Genomic DNA, 18,537 nt, shown 5'->3' on the forward strand with positions numbered 1-18,537 from the left:
GAAGTGAACCACGAACATGAGCAAGGGAACGATCGTCATCACCGGCGCCAGTGCCGGCCTGGGCGCGGAGATGGCCCGGCAGTTCGCGGCCCTGGGCTACGACCTGGGACTGTGCGCGCGGCGTGTGGCCAAACTCGAGGGTCTGCGGGAGGAGATCGCGGCCTCCCACCCCGATCGCCGCATCGAACTGCGCGCCCTGGACGTGACCGACCACGAGGCCGTCTTCACCGTCGTGCGGGACCTGGCCTCGACCTTCGGCGCCCTGGACCGGGTCGTGGTCAACGCGGGCCTCGGCAAGGGTGTGGCACTGGGCAAGGGACGTCCCGACGCCAACCGGGAGACCGCCGTGACCAACTTCGTGGGTGCGCTCTCCCAGGCCGAGGCGGCGCTGGAGGTCTTCCGTTCCCAGGGGCGCGGCCACCTGGTCATGGTGTCCTCGATCTCGGCGCTGCGGGGCATGCGCAAGGCCATGACGGTCTACGCGGCGACCAAGGCGGGTGTGGCCTCGCTCGCCGAGGGGCTGCGCTCCGAGAGGATCCCGGGTCTGGACGTGTCGGTGATCTACCCGGGCTACATCCGCTCGGAGATGAACGAGCACGTGTCCCGGAAGCCCCCGTTCATGGTCGACACCGAGACCGGGACCCGCGCGATGGTCCGGGCGATCGAGAAACGCAGGGCCAAGGCCTACGTTCCGGCCTGGCCGTGGGTCCCGATCGGGTTCCTGCTCAAGCGGGCTCCGCTGTCGCTGGTGCGCCGCATGACCTGAGGTGCGTCCCTTCTTTCCGGTAGCTCTTCCCGGCCGTACCGCTCCCCCGGCCCCCTACGTGTTGCGCAGGGAGGCCAGGATCCGCATACGGGCCCGGCGCCCCTCGGGGCAGGGCACGAGAGGATACACGTGGAACGCCCCGGGGCAGGTGATGAGGTCGGTCCTGGCCCCGGCCGCCAACCGCCGTTCGCGCAGGCGCCGCAGATCGGGCAGCAACAGATCGCGGGTGCCGACGTAGACGTCCATCGGTGCCGCCCCCTCGTGTTCCCCGTACAGCGGACTCAGGCGCGGGTCGGCCGGGTCGTCCCCGCCGGCCCAGGCCCGCACGCACTCGTGCAACCCGACCGTGGCCAGCCAGGGGTCGTGTGGCTCGATACCGGCGATGTCGGGGTTGGTCAGCGTCGCCTCCACACACGGGGCCAGCAGGATCATGCGGGCCGGTCCCTCCTGCCCGCGTGCGGCCAGGCGCTGGTCCAGGGCCACGGCGAGCCCTCCCCCGGCGGAGTCTCCCGCCAACACCGTGCGGGAGGCCGGGACGTCGGCGACGAGGTCGGCCCAGACCCGGTCCAGGAACGGGTGCGCTTCCCGGTGGGTGTGCTGCGGCGCCAGCCCGTACAGCGGGACCTCGACACGGCACCCCTGGTCGGCCATGAGGGCGATGAGCCTCCAGTGCCAAGGGGTGATGGAGCTGACGTAGGCACCGCCGTGCAGGTAGAACACCGCCCGCTGCGGTTCCGGGCCGCCGGAGGGTCGCACCGTGTAGACAGGAAACCCCGCCACCTCCCCTTCGGTGACGCGGTACCGGTGGCGCAGCGGCGCGGGCGGTGACGGGTCGTCCTTGGGCGCGGCGATGCGTTGCCGGGCCCGCTCGACGGAATCCAGCTGCCGTTTGCGGGTCCGGCGGAAGAGCAGGGACAGGGCGTGCAGGGTCACGCTGGGCACGGGTGTCTCCTTCGGCAAGGTCGGACCCGAGCTTTTCACACGGTCCCGGGTCCTAAGTCCTCATCCCCCCGCCATCGCACCCACGACCATGAAGGGCTCCGCGCCCGAGACCACCGGTCCGGGCAGCTCGTCGTCCGGTGGTTCGTGGGAGATGTCCTCCTCGCAGGCGAAGAAGCGCAGATAGGCCCGGCGGCGCCCAGTGGTGTGGTCGCGGATCGTGCCTCCGAGCGCGGGGTAGCGCTCTTCCAGCGCGTCCAGTACCGAGCGCTGGGTCACCGGGCCCGCCACCCGCACCACGGTCTCCGAGTCGAGGCGGGCGAGATGGCGCAGGTGGTAGGGCAGCCTGACCCGCACGTCCCGGGCTTCACCGGCGCTCTGCGGCGCGGCTTCGGAGTTCATCGGTCCCCCCTTCACACCAGGGTCTGCACTTCGACGGACAGTACGGACGGCAGTGTGTGCGCCGCGGTGGTCCAGCTGTCTCCGGAGTCGGACGAGACGTGGACCTGGCCGCCGGTGGTGCCGAAGTACACCCCGCACTCGTCGAACGTGTCCACGGCCATCGCGTCGCGCAGCACGTTGACGTAGCAGTCCTGCTGCGGCAAGCCGTCGGTGAGCGGTTCCCACTCTCGACCGCCGGTCCGGCTGCGGTAGACCCGCAGCCGGCCCTCCGGCGGGTAGTGCAGCGAATCACTGGTGATCGGTACGACGTAGACGGTCTCGGGTTCGTGGGGGTGCACCGCGATGGGGAACCCGAAGTCCGTGGGCAGGTTCCCGCTGATCTCCGTCCAGTGTTCGGCGCCGTCGTCGCTGCGCATCACGTCCCAGTGCTTCTGCATGAACAGCACGTCCGGCCTGGAGGGGTGCATGGCCAGGTTGTGCACGCAGTGGCCGGCCTCTGCGTCGGGGTCGGGGATGCCGTCGGTGAGCAGGCCGCGGTTGGCTGCGGTCCAGCTCTGGCCCCCGTCCTCGGAACGGAAGACCCCGGCAGCGGAGATCCCGGCGAACATCCGGCCGTTGCCGCGCGGGTCGAGCAGGAGCGTGTGCAGGCACAGTCCGCCCGCCCCGGGGTTCCACCCCGATGCGGTCGCGTGGGTGCGGAGCCCGTCCATTTCCTGCCAGCTCTGCCCGCCGTCGGTGGTGCGGAACAACGCGGCGTCCTGGACCCCGGCGTAGACGGTGTCGGGATCGTCGGGCGAGGGTTCGAAGTGCCAGACCCGGGTGAACTCCCACGGGCGAGGGGTGCCGTCGTACCAGGGGTGGGTCCCGACCTGCCCGGCGTACTCGAACTTGTTGCCCACCGGCTCCCACGTCCTGCCCCCGTCGTCGGAGCGCTGGACGACCTGGCCGAACCAGTCCATGGACGGCGCGGCATACAGCCGGTCGGGATCAGCCGGGCTGCCCACCATGTGGTAGACCTCCCACCCTCCGAAGAACGGTCCTTCGATCCTCCAGTCCTTGCGTGCAGTGTCCGAGGTGAGAACGAAAGCACCCTTGCGTGTGCCCACCAGCAGCCGTACGGCGGTCATGTGCGGTCCTTCCCGCGTGCTCGATCCGGGTGATCCGGCTCTCACACGAGTAGACCGCGCGGCACCGACAGAATGAGCGGCCTCAGGAAGGATTTTTCGAAACTCTTTGCCTGCCCCGTGGGAAGCAGCCGCACAACCGGTGAAGAAATCAGTTCCCGAGCAGCACCAGGTCGTCGCGGTGCACGAGCTCGCGCTCGTAGGAAGGCCCCATCTCCCGCGCCAACCAGCGCGTGGAACGACCCATCAGGTCGGGTACCTCGGCCGCGTCGTAGTTGACCAACCCGCGCGCCACCACGGTCCCTTCCTCGTCGCACAGATCGACCGGGTCGCCGGCGCTGAACTCACCACGGACCTTCACGACCCCCGCCGGCAGCAGCGACGCCTTCTCCCGCACCACGGCCCGCACCGCACCCGGGTCGAGCACCAGGCTGCCGCGTCCGGCGGTGGCGTGGGCGAGCCAGAGCTGGCGCGCCGAGGGGCGCCGTCCGCCGGCAGGGGCGAAGAAGGTACCGACCCGTTCCCCGCTCAGGGCGGCCCCGGCGTTGGTGGCCGAGGTCAGCACGGTGTGCACCCCGGCCTGGCTGGCGATCCGGGCCGAGTCGACCTTGGTGACCATGCCTCCGGTGCCCACGCCGCGCTTGCCCGTGCTTCCGATGTCGATCCCGGCCAGGTCGGTGGGATCGCGCACCAGGTCGACCACGGACGTGCCGGGGTCGGAGGGTTTGCCGTCGTAGAGAGCGTCCACGTCCGAGAGCAGTACCAACGCATCGGCACGCATCAGGTGCGCCACCAGCGCGGCGAGCCGGTCGTTGTCACCGAACCGGATCTCGTGGGTGGCGACGGTGTCGTTCTCGTTGACGATGGGGAGCGCACCGATGTCGAGCAGGCGCCGCAGCGTGCGTTGGGAGTTGCGGTGCTGGACCCGGCGCATCATGTCCTCGACCGTGAGCAGCACCTGGGCGGCGTTGAGGCCGTAACGGGCGAGCTCGGCGGTGTAGGCGGCCAGGAGCAGGCCCTGGCCGACGCTGGCGGCGGCCTGCTGGGAGGCGAGGTCGTGCGGGCGGCGTGCCATCCCCAGGGGCGTCATACCCGCGGCGACCGCACCGGAGGAGACCAGGATGACCTCCTGTCCGGCGGTGCGGCGTACGGCCAGGACGTCGACGAGGTCGCGGATCCGGTTGGCGTCGATCCGGCCCTCCGGGGTCGTCAGTGACGACGACCCCACCTTCACAACGATCCGGCTCGCGGCGGCCACCGCGGCGCGTCCTTCGGCCTCCAGGGCGTCGATCTTGTCACTGCTCGTGCTGTGCACCGTGCGAGGATCTTTCCATCCGTGGCGCGGCGCACCGGCGCCGCGCGCGTACCTGACGAGGATCCGGCTGGTCTCGGGAGATCGGGCCCCGCGCGGTTCAGCCCAGCCGGACGTCGGTTCCGCGCGGGCCGGACGGGACCGCCTCTGCGTCGGAGGAGGGGTCCCAGTCGAAGACCACGGAGTTGTTCTCCGGGCCGATGTAGACCTCGGCCCCTTCGACGGCGCCCGACTTGGCCAGTTCCTCCTCGATACCGAGGCGGTTGAGGCGCTCGGCGAGGTACCCGACGGCTTCGTCGTTGGAGAAGTCGGTCTGGGAGACCCAGCGGGTCGGCTTGTCGCCGCGTACCCGGAAGACGTTGTCGCCCAGGGAGACGACCTCGAACGGGGCGTCGCCGATGACCTTGGGGCGCAGTACGACACGGGTGGGCTCTGGTGCCGGCGCTTCGGCGCGCACGGCGGCCACCTGCTCGCCGAGGGCGTAGGAGAGTTCGCGCAGGCCCTCGCGGGAGGCGGCCGATACCTCCAGGACCCGGTAACCGCGCTCGACCAGCATGGGCGTGACCATCTCGGCCAGGTCGCGGGCGTCGGGCACGTCGACCTTGTTGAGCACGACCAGGCGCGGGCGGTCGGACAGGTCGAGGCCGGTGCGTTCGCCGTAGGCGGCGACCTCGGCCTCCAGAGCGTCCAGATCGCTGACGGGGTCGCGGTCGGGTTCGTAGGTGGCGCAGTCCAGGACGTGCAGGAGGATGGAGCAGCGCTCGATGTGGCGCAGGAACTCCAGCCCCAGGCCCTTGCCGTCACTGGCGCCGGGAATCAGGCCGGGGACGTCGGCGATGACGTACTGCACGGAGCCGGCCTCGACCACACCCAGGTTCGGGACGAGGGTGGTGAAGGGGTAACCGGCGATCTTGGGGCGCGCAGCGCTCATCGCGGCGATCAACGAGGACTTGCCTGCGCTGGGGAAACCGACCAGACCGACGTCGGCGATGGTCTTCATCTCCAGGCGCACGTCGAGGGCCTCGCCCTCCTCGCCCTTGAGAGCGAAGCCGGGAGCCTTGCGCTTCTTGGAGGCCAGCGCGGCGTTGCCCAGGCCTCCACGCCCGCCCTGTGCCAGCACCAGGCGGGTTCCGTGGCCGACCAGGTCGGCGATGAACTCGCCGTCCGCGTGGGTGACCACGGTGCCGTCCGGCACGTACAGCACGAGTTCCTGGCCGTTGGCCCCGGCACGGTGGCCCCCCTGGCCGGGGGTGCCGTTCTGCGCCGCACGGTGGGGGCGGCGCTTGTAGTCGAGCAGGGTCGCGCTCTGAGCGTCGACCTCCAGGATCACATCGCCGCCACGACCGCCGTTGGCGCCGTCGGGACCGCCCAGTGGCTTGAACTTCTCCCGGTGGACGGAGGCGCAGCCGTGCCCGCCGTTCCCGGCTCTGACGTACAGAGCCGCCTCGTCGACGAAGTCAGGCATGGTTCTCCCCGTCACTCATCGGGCCGCCTCTGCGGCCCCGCTCGTTCACGCGTGTCACTGGTGACAACGCAAGAGGCGGACCAGTGTTCCTGGCCCGCCTCCCGAAATCCGTCTCGTTCGCGGAGCTCAGCTCGCGGGAACGATGTTCACAGCCTTGCGGCCCCGGAAGTTGCCGAACGCGACCTCGCCGCCGACGAGCGCGAACAGCGTGTCGTCGCCACCGCGGCCGACGTTGTCGCCCGGGTGGAACTTGGTGCCGCGCTGACGGACCAGGATCTCACCGGCAGCGACGTTCTGACCGCCGAAGCGCTTCACGCCGAGGCGCTTGGAATTGGAATCGCGACCGTTCCGGCTGGAAGAAACGCCCTTCTTACTGGCCATGTCCGAGTCCTCCTACTTCGCCGAAATACCGGTGACGCGCACCTGGGTGTGCTTCTGGCGGTGGCCCAGACGCCTCTTGTAACCGGTCTTGTTCTTGTACTTGACGATGTTGATCTTGGGGCCCTTGGTCTCACCGAGGACCTCGGCGGTGACCGAGTAGCCGCTCAGCTTGTCGGCCTCGGTGACCACGTTGCCGTCCTCGACGACGAGGAGGGGCTGCCACGTGATGGTGGCACCGGTCTCCTCGGTGACCTTGTCGATGTTCAGGACGTCATCGACGGACACCTTCTCCTGTCGGCCGCCCGCTCGCACGATCGCGTACACCGGGTAACTCTCTTCCTGCTCGCTCAACGAATACTGCGCTCGGGACCATCCCCGGGACCATCCCCTGTTCGGGGCCCGAGACCCGGGGCCCTGGGTCCGGTCGTGCCCTTGGCGGGCCTGACCGGGAGGAATCACCCCACCGAGGGGTGGAGAGAAGCCTCATTCCACGATCCACTGATCGCCTGTAGCGGGGCGCGGGGATCTGAGGGAAACAAACCCTGCGTGGAGAGCACTTCGATGTCGGGGCGCGCGTTCACGTGGAGCGCGCCGACGCACCGTCCACCAGGTTACCACTGCCCCGCTACAGGACCGCACATCGGACCTGGATCCGGACCGGGGCCACGCCCGGTCCGGACCTGGTCGGTTCCCGCGCCGGCTCAGCCGGCGTCCGCAGCGGTTCCGGCCGAAGCCGCCGCCTTGGTACGCCGGGTACGGCGCCGTTTCGGCCGCTCGGCGGCCTCGTCGTCGCCCTCCGGCGTCTCGGGGTTCTCGGAGACCGATTCCTCGGCCTCTTCCGCGTCCGCACCCTCCTCGGCCGCGCTGCGGGCGGCCGAGCGGGTGGTGCGCTTGCGGGTGCGCTTGGCGGGCGCCTTCTCGGCTTTTTCCCGGGCCGGGGCCGCGCCTTCGTCGGGGTTGTCCTCCGTGACCTGCTCGGCCTCGGCCGCCCGGTCGCGCTCGGCGGCCTTCTCGGACCGGGCGGTGCGCTTGCGGGTGCGCTTGGCGGGCGCTTCCCCGGTGCTCTCCGCCTTCTCGGCCGAGCCTTCACCGGGGCCCTGTTCACCAGCGGCCTCGTCCGTGGTCTCCGCGGAGGTGTCGGCGGCCTTCTCGGCCTTCTTGCCGGAGCCCTTGGCCGCCTTGGAGCCGCCCTTGGCCTTCTTGCCCGAGGCGGGCCCATCGGCCTCCTCGGCCGACTTCTCGGCCTTGGCGGCCTTCTCGCTCTTGTCGGACCTGGCGCTCTTGCTGCCGGACTTGTCCGAGGCCTTGTCGGCCTTCTCACTCTGGTCGGGCTTGTCCTTGCCACCCTTGTCGGCCGAGGCGTCGGATTCGCCCTTGCCCTTGTTCTTCTTCTTGCGGCCGTTGCCGTTGCCGCCCTTGTTCTCGACCGGCTCGTCGGCGAGCAGCAGACCGCGCCCGCTGCAGTGCTCACAGGTGTGCGAGAAGGCCTCCAGCAGCCCCTGCCCCACACGCTTGCGGGTCATCTGCACCAGGCCCAGCGAGGTGACCTCGGCCACCTGATGCTTGGTGCGGTCCCGGGAGAGGCACTCCAACATCCGGCGCAGCACGAGGTCGCGGTTGGACTCCAGGACCATGTCGATGAAGTCGATGACGATGATGCCGCCGACGTCGCGCAGCCGCAGCTGGCGCACGATCTCCTCGGCCGCCTCGAGGTTGTTCTTGGTGACGGTCTCCTCGAGGTTGCCGCCCTGACCCGTGAATTTGCCGGTGTTGACGTCCACGACCGTCATCGCCTCGGTGCGGTCGATGATGAGCGAACCGCCGCTGGGCAGCCAGACCTTGCGTTCCAGGGCCTTGTTGATCTGCTCGTCGATGCGGTATGCGGCGAAGACGTCGTTGTCCTCGGTCCAGTGCGAGAGGCGCTCGGCGAGGTTGGGGGCGACGTAGTCCACGTACTCGCTGACGGTCTGCCAGGCCTCGTCACCGGAGACGACCATGCTGGCGAAGTCCTCGTTGAACACGTCGCGCACGACCCTGATAGTCAGGTCGGGTTCACTGTTGAGCAGTGCGGGCGCGGTGTTGGACTTCGACTTGCGCTGGATGGAGTCCCACTGCTTGGCCAGACGCGAGATGTCGCGCTCGAGCTCCTCCTCGCTGGCCCCCTCGGCGGCGGTACGCACGATCACACCGGCGTCGGCGGGCATGACCCTCTTGAGGATCTGCTTCAGGCGCGCACGCTCCTTGTCGGGGAGCTTGCGGCTGATGCCCGTCATCGATCCGCCGGGCACGTACACCAGGTAGCGGCCGGGCAGGCTGATCTGACTGGTCAGGCGGGCGCCCTTGTGGCCGACCGGGTCCTTGGTGACCTGCACCAGCACCGACTGTCCGGACTTGAGCACCGACTCGATGCGCTTGGGCTGGCCCTCGACACCGAGCACGTCCCAGTTGACCTCTCCGGCGTACAGGACGGCGTTACGGCCCTTGCCGATGTCGACGAAGGCCGCCTCCATCGAAGGCAGCACGTTCTGCACCCGGCCCAGGTACACGTTCCCGACGTAGGAACGGTGGGTCGCCCGGTCCACGTGGTGCTCGACCAGGACGTCGTCCTCCAGAACCGCGATCTGGGTGCGCTCCCCGGTACGGCGGATCACGAGGTCGCGCTTGACCGACTCGCGCCGGGCCAGGAACTCCGATTCGGTCACGATCGGGGCGCGGCGCCGACCCTGCTCGCGGCCCTCGCGGCGGCGCTGCTTCTTGGCCTCCAGGCGTGTGGAGCCCCGGACCGCCTGGACCTCGTCCTCGATGGGCTTCTCCGAGCGCGGTTCACGCACTTTGACAACGGTGTTGGGCGGGTCGTCGGTGGTGGACCCGTCGCCACCGTTGGAACCGTTCCGACGGCGGCGACGGCGACGGCGGCGGCTCCCGCCCTCGTCCGTCTCGTCGTCCTGCGAGTCCTGCCCGGCCCCGGAGTCGGCCTTCTGCCCGCCGGAGCCCTCACCGGTCTCGGTCCTGCCGTTCTCCTGTTCGGCCGGCTCCTCCTCGGGGTGGTCCTGGCCGTTCTCGTTCTCCGCGGTACGGGAGCGCCCGCGGCCCCGGCCCCCACGGCGGCGGCGACGGCGGCTGGGGCGGTCCTCGGTCTCGTCCCCGTACTCGTTATCGGCGGAGTCGGTGCTCTGCTCGGTGCGCTCGTCCCCGCCGCCCTCGTCACTGCTCCGCTCGGCGGTAGCGGTCTTGGTGGACGGTACCTGGGTGACGACCGGCGGCTGGAAGAGGGTGCTGGGCGGCTGGAACAGGCTTCCGGGCTGCACGGAGGTCTCCTCCGAGGGCCCCTCGGTGGTTTCCTGCTGGGGTCCGGCGACCTGCTCGGGCTCCTCCTGCGCTTTCTTCCCGGTCTTCTTTTCCGGCTTCTCGCGCTGGGGCTTCTCGGGGCGCTGGGTCTTGACCGGACCGGTCCGCGACCTGGTGCGTCCGCGACGGCCGCGGGTGCCCTCCTCCTCGTCCTGTTCCTTCTCGGCGGAAGTGCCCGACCGGGCCGGGGCGGGTGCGTCGGCGGGGCTCCCGGCGGCGCGCACGGTGCGTTTGCCGGAGGCCGGGGTACTCACCGAGGTCTTGACCGTTCCTCCCTCGCCGGACCCGGCGAGGGAGGTGACACGGTCGTTCGACGGCGGCGAGAAGATCTCGTCGGGTTCGGGGGGCGGCCCCGCGGCTCGGCGTGCGCCCTTGGCGGTCGGCGGCGCCGAGACACGCACCGCGCCTCCCCCGTCGGGGGGTGCCGCCGCTTCGTGGTCGGTCGTTTCAGTTGTACCCGCGGTGCCTTCGGCACCGTTCGTGGGCTCGTTGTCGAGCATCCGGGCGGTCTCCCGTCAAAGTTCCCGGGCGCGCAGCGGCCTTCTTCCGGTCGCTGCGCCGCCTCACGAGAACTGTCGTCGCTGTGTCAGCGCCGGCGACACCTCGGTGTCACCGGGCAAAGTCCTGTGGTCACGTCCACGTTCCCCTTCCACGAGGCCGTTCATCGTGAAGGCCCCGCCGTGGACGCCGACGGCTGTGGTGCGTTGTCGCGCCGCTCCTCGGCGTACGGATCCGCGGTACCGGTACTCGTTGCCCGAGCGTCGGTCCGGTCCACGGTGAGCGGATCAGCGATCGCACCTGCAGCCTCGTCCAGCGGCCCCTGCGCCAGCCGGGTCACCGTTGTCGATGACGGCGGCGCGAGGTCGGCCACATGGTGGAGGCCGGTCAGCACGTCGTTCGGTCGGACAGCAGGTTGCGTGTGCCGCACGACCATATGAAGTATGGCATATGCCGCGTGTCGTCCCTCTGGTTCCGACTCGGCGGTGTCACCCGACACGTCGATGTCCACCACCGCCGACCGGGTGTCGAAACGGCGGCGGCCCTTCTTGGTCACCCGTTCCACCTCGACACTGTCGGCGGCCAGATAGGTGGCCACCGCCTCGGCGGCGTCGTCGGGGCCGACTCCCGCCAGTTCCACCAACCAGAGTGATGCCTGCAGCCGATCGGCGAACCCGGACCGGTGTGCCTCGACGACCTCCACGACGTCGATCCCGTCGGGCATCGCCGCGTCGAGGCCGGCGCGCACGCTCTCGGGCGGTCGCTCCTCGGCCAGAGTGAGTTCGAGGTACTCGGCTTCACTGGCCACGCCGGTAGGCGCCGCTCCGGTGTAGGAGATCTTGGGGTGAGGTGAGAAGCCCTGGGAGAACGCCACGGGCACGGCGGCCCGACGCAGGGCGCGTTCGAGCGCCCGGGCGATGTCCCTGTGACTGGCGAACCTCATGCGCCCGCGCTTGGCGTAGCGGACACGAAGCCGGTGTCCGGGTGTGGTGGTGGAGGGTGAGGTGGTGCCCTCGGGTGCGGGGGGCAGCTCAACTCCTTTCTTCGTGCCCGCTCCGTGAGGCCGTCCGGCGACCTGAAGGGGCTGTTCCTCGTCCTGTTCAGCGTACGGGGCACTACGGTGCACATGCGCCAACAGGACTACGCATACCGGTATCTCCCCCATTGACCTGGGGTCGAAAAGTCCTCCGACGTCCCGGACCGGGTTCGAACCGGTGTTCACCACCCCAACGTCGGGGCCACAGAAAAAAATCCGAAGAAAATCTGCCGAGGATGGCAACCCGCCGTGCACCCCGCGAGTCTTACTACATGTACGGCCCGGCGCGAGCGGGGCGCCGGGCCGTACTCCTTCCCTTCACCCGAGGCCCCGTGAGGGCGGCGGGTTTCAGAGCGCGAAGTCTACATCTTCGACTCAGAACGAGAGAGGCCTCCCGGTCCACCGGACCGGGAGGCCTCTCTCGTGTGTGCCCCTGCCGTGGATCTCAGAGGACCGTCAACGGCAACGTCGGCCGCCCCTCGGCCGGGGCGTTGATCTGGATCTCCGTTCCCATACTGGGACACACACCGCAGTCGTAGCACGGGCTCCAGCGGCAGTCGTCGACCTCCAGGGACTCCTCCCCGTGCAGGGAGTCCTGCCAGTCCTGCCACAGCCAGCCGCGGTCGAGCCCGGCGTCGAGATGGTCCCAGGGCAGGATCTCGTCCTCGTCGCGCTCGCGGGTGGTGAACCAGTCCAGGTCCACCGGACGGCCCTCCAACGCGACCTCGGCGGCCTTCTCCCAGAGCTCGTAGGAGAAGTGCTCGCTCCAGCCGTCGAACCGGCCGCCGGACTCCCAGACCTCCTCGATGACGGCCGAGACGCGGCGGTCGCCCCTGGAGAGCAGGCCCTCGATGACGGAGGGCTGCCCTTCGTGGTAACGCAGCCCCACGGACTTGCCGTACCTGCGGTCACCGCGGAGGACGTCGCGCAGCTTGCGCAGGCGTGCGTCGACGTCCTGGTACGGGGTCTGCCCTGCCCACTGGAACGGGGTCTGGGGTTTGGGCACGAACCCGCCGATGGAGACGGTGCAGCGGATGTCCTTGCGCCCGGTGACCTCCCGTCCGGCACGGATGACCTCCGTGGCCAGGTCGGCGATGGCGAGTACGTCCTCGTCCTCCTCCGTGGGCAGGCCGCACATGAAGTACAGCTTCACCTGGCGCCATCCGGCCTCGTAGGCGGCGGTGACGGTGCGGATGAGGTCCTGCTCGGTGACCATCTTGTTGATGACCCGGCGCATGCGCTCGCTGCCGCCCTCGGGTGCGAAGGTCAGTCCGGAGCGCCGCCCGTTGCGGGTGAGTTCGTTGGCCAGGTCGATGTTGAAGGCGTCCACCCGGGTGGAGGGCAACGACAGGCCGGTGTTGGTGCCCTCGTAACTGTCCGCCAGCCCCTTGGCGATGCCCCCGATCTCACTGTGGTCGGCGCTGGACAGCGACAGCAGTCCGACCTCCTGGAACCCGGAGTTCTTCACTCCTTCCTGGACCATGGACGTGATGGTCTCCTTGTTGCGTTCGCGTACCGGGCGGGTGATCATCCCGGCCTGGCAGAAACGGCACCCGCGGGTGCAACCGCGGAAGATCTCCACGCTGTAGCGCTCGTGCACGGACTCTGCGGTCGGCACGATGGGTTTCTTCGGGTAGGGCCACTTGTCGAGATCCATGACGGTGTGCTTCTGCACGACCGAGGGCACGCCAGGACGGTTGGGCGTGTACCCGGCGATACGCCCGTCCTCGTGATAGCTCACGTCGTAGAACCGGGGGATGTACACACCCCCGGTCGCGGCCAGGCGCAACAGCAGCCCCTCGCGGCCGCCGGGTTCTCCCTCCTCCTTGAATTCACGCACGATCTCGGTGATGGCCAGGCTGATCTCCTCGCCGTCTCCCAGGACCGCCGCGTCCAGGAACGGGGCGATGGGTTCGGGGTTGAAGGCCGAGTGCCCGCCGCCGAGCACGACCGGGTGCTCGGACGTGCGCTCGTGTGCGTGGCGGGGGATCCCGGCCAGGTCCAACGCGGTGAGCAGGTTGGTGTAGCCCATCTCGCTGGCGAAGCTCACCCCGAGCAGGTCGAAGGAGCCGACGGGGCGGTGGCCGTCCACGGTGAAGTGCGGGACGCCGTGCTCGCGCATGAGCTGCTCCATGTCCGACCACACCGCGTAGGTGCGTTCGGCCAGGACGCCCTCCTGCTCGTTGAGGACCTCGTAGAGGATCTGCACGCCCTGGTTGGGCACGCCGACCTCGTAGGCGTCCGGGTACATCAGTGCCCAACGGACCTGGGTCCCGTCCCAGTCCTTGATCACGGAGTTGAGCTCACCACCGACGTACTGGATCGGTTTACTCACCTGGGAGAGCAGGGGTTCCAAGCGCGGGAAGAGGCTTTCGACGGACATGGTGTGGGCCTTCGTTCGGCGGAAGTCGTGCTTCGTCGGGCTCATCAGGCTACCGGCGTGTGGAGGCCCTCCCCGGTATCTCCCGGGAAGGGCCCCACGGGGTTGCGCGGACCGGCTAGTCGAACCCGCGGTCCCGCAGGTTGATGCTCAGTACGAGGCCGAGTGCCATCATGTTGCTCATGATCGCCGTACCGCCGTAGGAGACGAACGGCAGCGGGATACCGGTCACCGGCATCATGCCCAAGCACATCCCGATGTTGACGAAGGACTGGAACCCGAACCAGGTCGCCACCCCGATGCACACCAGACGCGGGTAGGGCAGGTCGCAGGCGCGGGCGATGCGCAGGATCCGCCACAGGATCGTCGCCATCAGGCCGATGATCGCCAACGCCCCGAGGAACCCGAGCTCCTCCCCCGCAACGGTGAAGATGAAGTCGGTGTGCTGCTCGGGCACGAACCGCCCGTGGGTCTGCTCGCCCTCGAACAAGCCGGTGCCCTCGAACCCGCCCGAACCGACGGCGATGAGGGCCTGGGCCGAGTTGTACCCGGCCCCTTGCGGATCGGCGGCCGGGTCCACCAGGGTCGCCAGGCGCTGCATCTGGTACGGCTCGAGCAGCTCGAAGATCCACACCGAGGCCACGGCCAGGGCGCCGCAGGCGACCATGCCGACCACCCAGACCGGGGACGCGCCCGAGAGCAAGAGCATCCCGAAGAAGATCGCGACCAGCACCAGGGCGGTGCCCAGATCGGGTTGCAGGGCCACCAGGGCCAGTGGTGCGACCACCACGAGCAGGGAGAAGAGTACGTCACGGCTCATCGGCCGGGTCTCGTCGTCCCGCGGTTCGGCCAGCAGGGTCGCCAGCACCATGATGATGCCGACCTTCATCAGCTCACTGGGCTGGTACTGGAACCCGGCCACGACGATCCACCCGCGGGAGCCGTTGATGACCGCCCCCAACGGGGTGAGCACGAGCACCAGCCCAGCCAGGGTGAACAGGTACACCAACGGGGCGTAGGCGCGGACGGTGCGGTAGTCCACCGAGGCGACCGCCAGTCCCACCACGAGCGCCAGGCCCAGGTGGGCCAGGTGGCGTGTCAGGTGTTCGGTGGACTCCATCGGGTCGCCGCCGTCGCCGGGCAGCGTCGCCGCCCAGACCAGCAACGCGCCCATCACACACAGAGCCAGGACGGAAAGGACCAGGATCCAGTCCATGCGGCGGGCCTCGCCGGCCGCGCTGTTGACAGTCCTGCGCAGTTCGAGGGGCCGTCGGGGCGGCCCTCCCGTCTCGTTGATCATCAGGGCTCCAGCGTCTCGATGGAACCGTCGTCGTGAATCGTCGGGAGTTCATTGTGCGGGACACCGCCCGGAAGGAGCGGCTCTCCCTGTTCCACGTCCTCGGAGCCCTCGGTGGGGTCGAAGCCGTAGATGCCCTTGTAGATCTCCGCGGCGATAGGACCGGCGGTCTCGCCGCCGGTACCACCCTGGGAGACCATGACGGCGACCGCGTACTGCGGGTCGTCGGCGGGTGCGTAGGAGGCGAACCACGAGGAGACGTCACGTCCCTCCGCGTCGGCGCTACCGGTCTTGCCGGCCACCGAGACCTGGTCCTGCGGGAAGTCGGCGAAGGCTCCGCGTCCGGTGCCGGACTTGGTCACCTCGGTCAGCGCGTCCTGCAGGTAGGTGAGGGTCTCGTCGTCGGCGGACAGTTCGCTCTTGACGGTCGGTTCGATCTCCTCCGCGCCGGAGCCGTCGGCCTCGGCCAGGGCGCGGACCACCCGCGGCTCGTAGACGGTGCCCCCGTTGGCGATGGCCGCGTAGGCGGTGGCGAGCTGTAGCGGGCTGACGAGCACGTCACCCTGGCCGATCGAGAAGTTGATGGCCTCGTTGGCGCGCCACTCGAAACCCTGGACGCAGTGTTCGTGGGCGAGCTGCTTCATGTAGGCGGCGGCCGAGGGGTCTTCCACGTCCGGGTACCCCGTCTCCGCACGTTCACAGTTGACCTCGCGCGTCTCCTCCCAGAAGGTGCGTTTCCACTCGCGGTCGGGGACGCGCCCGCCGGTCTCGTAGGGCAGGTCGATACCTGTGGGCGAGCCGAACCCGAGCTCGCGTGCGGTCTCGGCCATGGTCTCGTCGGGATCGCCCTCCGGGTGGAGTCCGCCGTCCTTCTTCCACATCTGGTAGCCGAAGTTGTAGAAGACGGTGTTGCAGGAGGCCACGATGGCCTGTTTCAGGCTGATGGAACCCTGGCCGGCGCCCGCGTAGTTCTCGTAGCTCTGCCCGGCCAGACTCACCGAACCGGGGCAGGCGTAGGTCGAACGCAGGGACGCGCCGTCCTCCACGGCGGCCAGCATCGAAGAGACCTTGAACGTGGAACCGGGCGGGTAGGTGCCCTGCACCGCTCGGGAGAGCAGCGGCTCGCCGGCCTCCTCGCTGAGGATCTCGTCGAAGGTCTGCTGGTCGACCCCGCCCTCCCAGATGGTGGGGTCGTAGGTCGGCAGGCTGGCCATGGCCACGACGCCGCCGTTCTTCACGTCCAGGACCACTGCCGCACCGGAGTCCGCGATGTTCTTGGGCCGCGCGTTCTCCATGCCCTCCTTCAGGGCCTGTTCCGCGACCTTCTGCACGTTCATGTCCAGGTGCGTGATCAGGTGGCGCCCGGAGACCGGGGCGCGCTCGGAGATGACTTCCATGACCTCGCCGTGGTTGTTCACGCCGAGAGTACGCAGGCCCGGGGTCCCGCGCAGCTCGTCGTCGTAGACAGCTTCCAGGCCGTCCCGGCCGACCTGGTCGATGCCGGTGAACTGGGTGCGCAGTTCGTCGCGGGCCTCCAGTTCCTCCTGGGTGACGGGTTGGAGATAGCCGAGGATCTGTCCTGCGTGCTCCCCGTAGGGGTACTCGCGCAGTGCCTGGGCCTGTGCGGTGATCCCTGGGAAGTCCTCGGAGCGTTCCATGATCTGCAGGGCCACGGGCGCCTCCACGTCATCGGCCAGGGTGACCGGCTGGTAGGGAGAACCGGGCCAGCAGGGCCGTTCCACCTCGGGGCCGCACAGACGCATACGTTGCTGCAGGTCCTGCACGGGCACGTCGATGACCTCCGCCAGCTCGGTGAGGACCTCCTCTCCCCCGTCGTCCATGCCCCGGAGTTCGTGGTAGTCGGCCGAGACCACCAGCTCGGTGCGGTTGTTGACCATGGGGCGTCCGCTGGAGTCCAGGATCTGTCCGCGGGTGGCGGGCACGACGAGCTCCTGGTGGTGGTTGGCTCGGGCGAGCTCCCTGTAGTGGTCGGCCATGGGCACCTGCAGGTACCACAGGCGTGCTCCCAGGGCCGCGAAGAGAGCCACGACCACGACCTGGGCGAGGATGAGTCCGAGCCTGCCCAGGCGCGGGCCGGGCAGTGCGGGGTCGAGCGGTGGCTTGCGCACAGGTCACCACCCCCCTGGTGACATGGGTCCTTGGACGGTCGCGAAGTCGGTCTCGGCGAGGGCGTTGCGCACCCACAGGATCGGCAGGACGACCAGGGGCGAGGCGATCACGGTCGCGAGTGCGCCCAGGCCGACGGTGGCAGCGGCGCCGATCAGGTCGACGGCCGGATCACCGGTGAGCAGGCCGATCACCGCGAAGCTGATCCCCATGCCCAGTGCGGTCACGGCGGTCACCCCCAGAGCGGTCCAGGCGGGGACCCGACTGTCCATGACCCCCGAAGCACCGGTGTTGTGGTGGAGCAGTGAGACGGCGTAACCGGCCACGCACAACAGGAGTGCGTGGGTGCCCAGCGTGTGTTCGGCCGGGGGCAGGGCGTCCAGGGCCAGTCCGGCGGCGAACCCGCAGCCGGCGGCCGCGGCCGGACCGGTGGTCAGAGCGACCACGGCAACGGCCGCCACCACCAGGTCGGGGCCGGCGACCCAGTCGAACGGGAGCCGGTTGACGACGGTGGCCTGTGCCAGGACGGCGACGGTCACCATGGCGAACGTGAGAGCTGCCCTCATCGGTCCCCCTCGGGGTCGGGTTCGGGCGGCAGCAACGAGTCGCGCGGGTCGTCCTCGGGGCCGCCCACGACCACCCCGACGGTGTCGAGCGAGGCGTGGTCGACGGCGGGTTCGACGGCCGCGACCCGGCTGAGCGCACCCGGCGAGACGTGCACCTCCTCGACGGTGCCGACGGGCACCCCCGGCACGAAGGGCACCCCCTCGTGGGAGCCCAGAGTGACGATGCGGTCGCCGGGCTCGATCCGGGCCTCCATGTCGAAGAGTTCGTAGGTCAGGTCGGCTTCGGGGCCGCCGGGCACCTGGGCGCCGCCGGCGACACCGATCTTCCCGGAGCCCTCCAGGCGTGCGCCGACCGAAGAGTCGTGGTCCGTGGCCAGCTGCACGGTGGAGGTGCGCTTCCCGGCCTGGACGACCTTGCCGACGAGTCCTTGTCCGTTGACGACCGTCATGTCCTTCTCGACGCCGGAGGCGGTGCCGACGTCGAGAGTGGCGGTGTGCTCGTACCCCTGAGCAGTGACGTGCGTCACGGCCCGGGCGGGCACGATCTCGTACCCGCCCAGACCGGACAGGTGGAGCAGGTCGTCGAGTTGTTCTGCCCGGCCCTGGTCGAGCTCGGCGGACCGGAGCTCGGACTCGAGTTCGGCGTTGGCCTCTTCCAGCTCGGCGATGCGTTCGGCGGCCTCGGGCCCCTGGCGCACTGCCTCGTATGCGGTGGCGACCGGCGCGGTGACCCGGCTCACGCCCCCGGCGATCGGCGCGAAGGCGAGCTCGGCGCCCGCTCGAGCCGTGCCGGTGACGGGGTCGGTGCCCGCACGCCCGTCCAGGACCAGCAGGACCACGGCCGCGGCGACCAGCGCGAGCAGGATCAGCCGTGACCTCGGAGAATCACGGAACAT

At 69.7% G+C, this 18,537-nt stretch carries 15 protein-coding genes; 1 reads left to right on the plus strand and 14 read right to left on the minus strand.

Annotated features, from left to right (window positions below; all coding sequences use genetic code 11):
• Window positions 1-16: 16 nt before the first annotated feature.
• Complete coding sequence (locus tag D456_RS0120025; protein ID WP_017577962.1) at window positions 17-766, plus strand: SDR family oxidoreductase; 750 nt, start codon at window positions 17-19, stop codon at window positions 764-766.
• Between the two features lie 54 nt (window positions 767-820).
• Here the strand turns inward: D456_RS0120025 and D456_RS0120030 are convergent, their stop codons facing one another.
• The 14 genes from D456_RS0120030 to mreC form a co-directional block, all read right to left on the minus strand.
• The gene (locus D456_RS0120030; protein WP_017577963.1) at window positions 821-1,708 is read right to left on the minus strand and encodes an alpha/beta hydrolase fold domain-containing protein; all 888 of its coding nucleotides are present in this window, start codon (window positions 1,706-1,708) and stop codon (window positions 821-823) included.
• Window positions 1,709-1,768: 60 nt separating this feature from the next.
• A complete protein-coding gene (locus tag D456_RS0120035; protein ID WP_017577964.1) occupies window positions 1,769-2,107 on the minus strand; it encodes a MoaD/ThiS family protein in 339 nt (112 codons plus the stop codon).
• Window positions 2,108-2,118: 11 nt separating this feature from the next.
• A complete protein-coding gene (locus D456_RS0120040) occupies window positions 2,119-3,234 on the minus strand; it encodes a WD40/YVTN/BNR-like repeat-containing protein (RefSeq protein WP_017577965.1) in 1,116 nt (371 codons plus the stop codon).
• Window positions 3,235-3,382: 148 nt separating this feature from the next.
• Window positions 3,383-4,546, minus strand: coding sequence for a glutamate 5-kinase (gene proB, locus D456_RS0120045; RefSeq protein ID WP_017577966.1), 1,164 nt, complete (start codon window positions 4,544-4,546; stop codon window positions 3,383-3,385).
• A 97-nt stretch (window positions 4,547-4,643) separates the two neighbouring features.
• Window positions 4,644-6,008 (minus strand): GTPase ObgE, encoded by a 1,365-nt coding sequence (gene obgE / locus D456_RS0120050; RefSeq protein WP_017577967.1) that lies wholly within the window; start codon window positions 6,006-6,008, stop codon window positions 4,644-4,646.
• A gap of 126 nt (window positions 6,009-6,134) precedes the next feature.
• Window positions 6,135-6,389, minus strand: coding sequence for a 50S ribosomal protein L27 (gene rpmA / locus D456_RS0120055; protein ID WP_026116053.1), 255 nt, complete (start codon window positions 6,387-6,389; stop codon window positions 6,135-6,137).
• Between the two features lie 12 nt (window positions 6,390-6,401).
• Window positions 6,402-6,713, minus strand: coding sequence for a 50S ribosomal protein L21 (rplU, locus tag D456_RS0120060; protein WP_017577969.1), 312 nt, complete (start codon window positions 6,711-6,713; stop codon window positions 6,402-6,404).
• A 377-nt stretch (window positions 6,714-7,090) separates the two neighbouring features.
• Complete coding sequence (locus D456_RS0120065) at window positions 7,091-10,237, minus strand: Rne/Rng family ribonuclease (RefSeq protein WP_017577970.1); 3,147 nt, start codon at window positions 10,235-10,237, stop codon at window positions 7,091-7,093.
• A gap of 161 nt (window positions 10,238-10,398) precedes the next feature.
• Window positions 10,399-11,361, minus strand: coding sequence for a TIGR03936 family radical SAM-associated protein (locus D456_RS0120070; RefSeq protein ID WP_017577971.1), 963 nt, complete (start codon window positions 11,359-11,361; stop codon window positions 10,399-10,401).
• A gap of 355 nt (window positions 11,362-11,716) precedes the next feature.
• Window positions 11,717-13,654, minus strand: a complete 1,938-nt coding sequence (locus D456_RS0120075) for a TIGR03960 family B12-binding radical SAM protein (protein ID WP_017577972.1) — start codon at window positions 13,652-13,654, stop codon at window positions 11,717-11,719.
• Window positions 13,655-13,769: 115 nt separating this feature from the next.
• Window positions 13,770-14,951 (minus strand): rod shape-determining protein RodA, encoded by a 1,182-nt coding sequence (rodA, locus tag D456_RS0120080; protein WP_017577973.1) that lies wholly within the window; start codon window positions 14,949-14,951, stop codon window positions 13,770-13,772.
• The gene (gene mrdA / locus D456_RS0120085; protein ID WP_017577974.1) at window positions 14,951-17,077 is read right to left on the minus strand and encodes a penicillin-binding protein 2; all 2,127 of its coding nucleotides are present in this window, start codon (window positions 17,075-17,077) and stop codon (window positions 14,951-14,953) included. Before mrdA ends, rodA begins: the two co-directional genes overlap by 1 nt.
• Before the next feature lie 3 nt (window positions 17,078-17,080).
• Entirely contained in the window at window positions 17,081-17,641 is a 561-nt protein-coding gene (mreD, locus tag D456_RS0120090) for a rod shape-determining protein MreD (RefSeq protein ID WP_026116055.1), read from the minus strand.
• Window positions 17,638-18,537: a rod shape-determining protein MreC gene (gene mreC, locus D456_RS0120095; RefSeq protein ID WP_017577976.1), complete on the minus strand. Its 900-nt coding sequence runs from the start codon at window positions 18,535-18,537 to the stop codon at window positions 17,638-17,640. Before mreC ends, mreD begins: the two co-directional genes overlap by 4 nt.

The sequence above is a fragment of the Nocardiopsis kunsanensis DSM 44524 genome, assembly GCF_000340965.1.
Taxonomy (GTDB): Bacteria; Actinomycetota; Actinomycetes; order Streptosporangiales; family Streptosporangiaceae; genus Nocardiopsis; species Nocardiopsis kunsanensis.

Bases quoted from the DNA above. Each gene is read 5' to 3' on its own strand.
- obgE (WP_017577967.1), bottom strand. From the start codon at position 6,008: ATGCCTGACTTCGTCGACGAGGCGGCTCTGTACGTCAGAGCCGGGAAC.
- mreD (WP_026116055.1), bottom strand. From the start codon at position 17,641: ATGAGGGCAGCTCTCACGTTCGCCATGGTGACCGTCGCCGTCCTGGCA.
- D456_RS0120025 (WP_017577962.1), top strand. From the start codon at position 17: ATGAGCAAGGGAACGATCGTCATCACCGGCGCCAGTGCCGGCCTGGGC.
- mreC (WP_017577976.1), bottom strand. From the start codon at position 18,537: ATGTTCCGTGATTCTCCGAGGTCACGGCTGATCCTGCTCGCGCTGGTC.
- D456_RS0120075 (WP_017577972.1), bottom strand. From the start codon at position 13,654: ATGTCCGTCGAAAGCCTCTTCCCGCGCTTGGAACCCCTGCTCTCCCAG.
- D456_RS0120040 (WP_017577965.1), bottom strand. From the start codon at position 3,234: ATGACCGCCGTACGGCTGCTGGTGGGCACACGCAAGGGTGCTTTCGTT.
- rpmA (WP_026116053.1), bottom strand. From the start codon at position 6,389: ATGGCCAGTAAGAAGGGCGTTTCTTCCAGCCGGAACGGTCGCGATTCC.
- D456_RS0120035 (WP_017577964.1), bottom strand. From the start codon at position 2,107: ATGAACTCCGAAGCCGCGCCGCAGAGCGCCGGTGAAGCCCGGGACGTG.
- rodA (WP_017577973.1), bottom strand. From the start codon at position 14,951: ATGATCAACGAGACGGGAGGGCCGCCCCGACGGCCCCTCGAACTGCGC.
- D456_RS0120065 (WP_017577970.1), bottom strand. From the start codon at position 10,237: ATGCTCGACAACGAGCCCACGAACGGTGCCGAAGGCACCGCGGGTACA.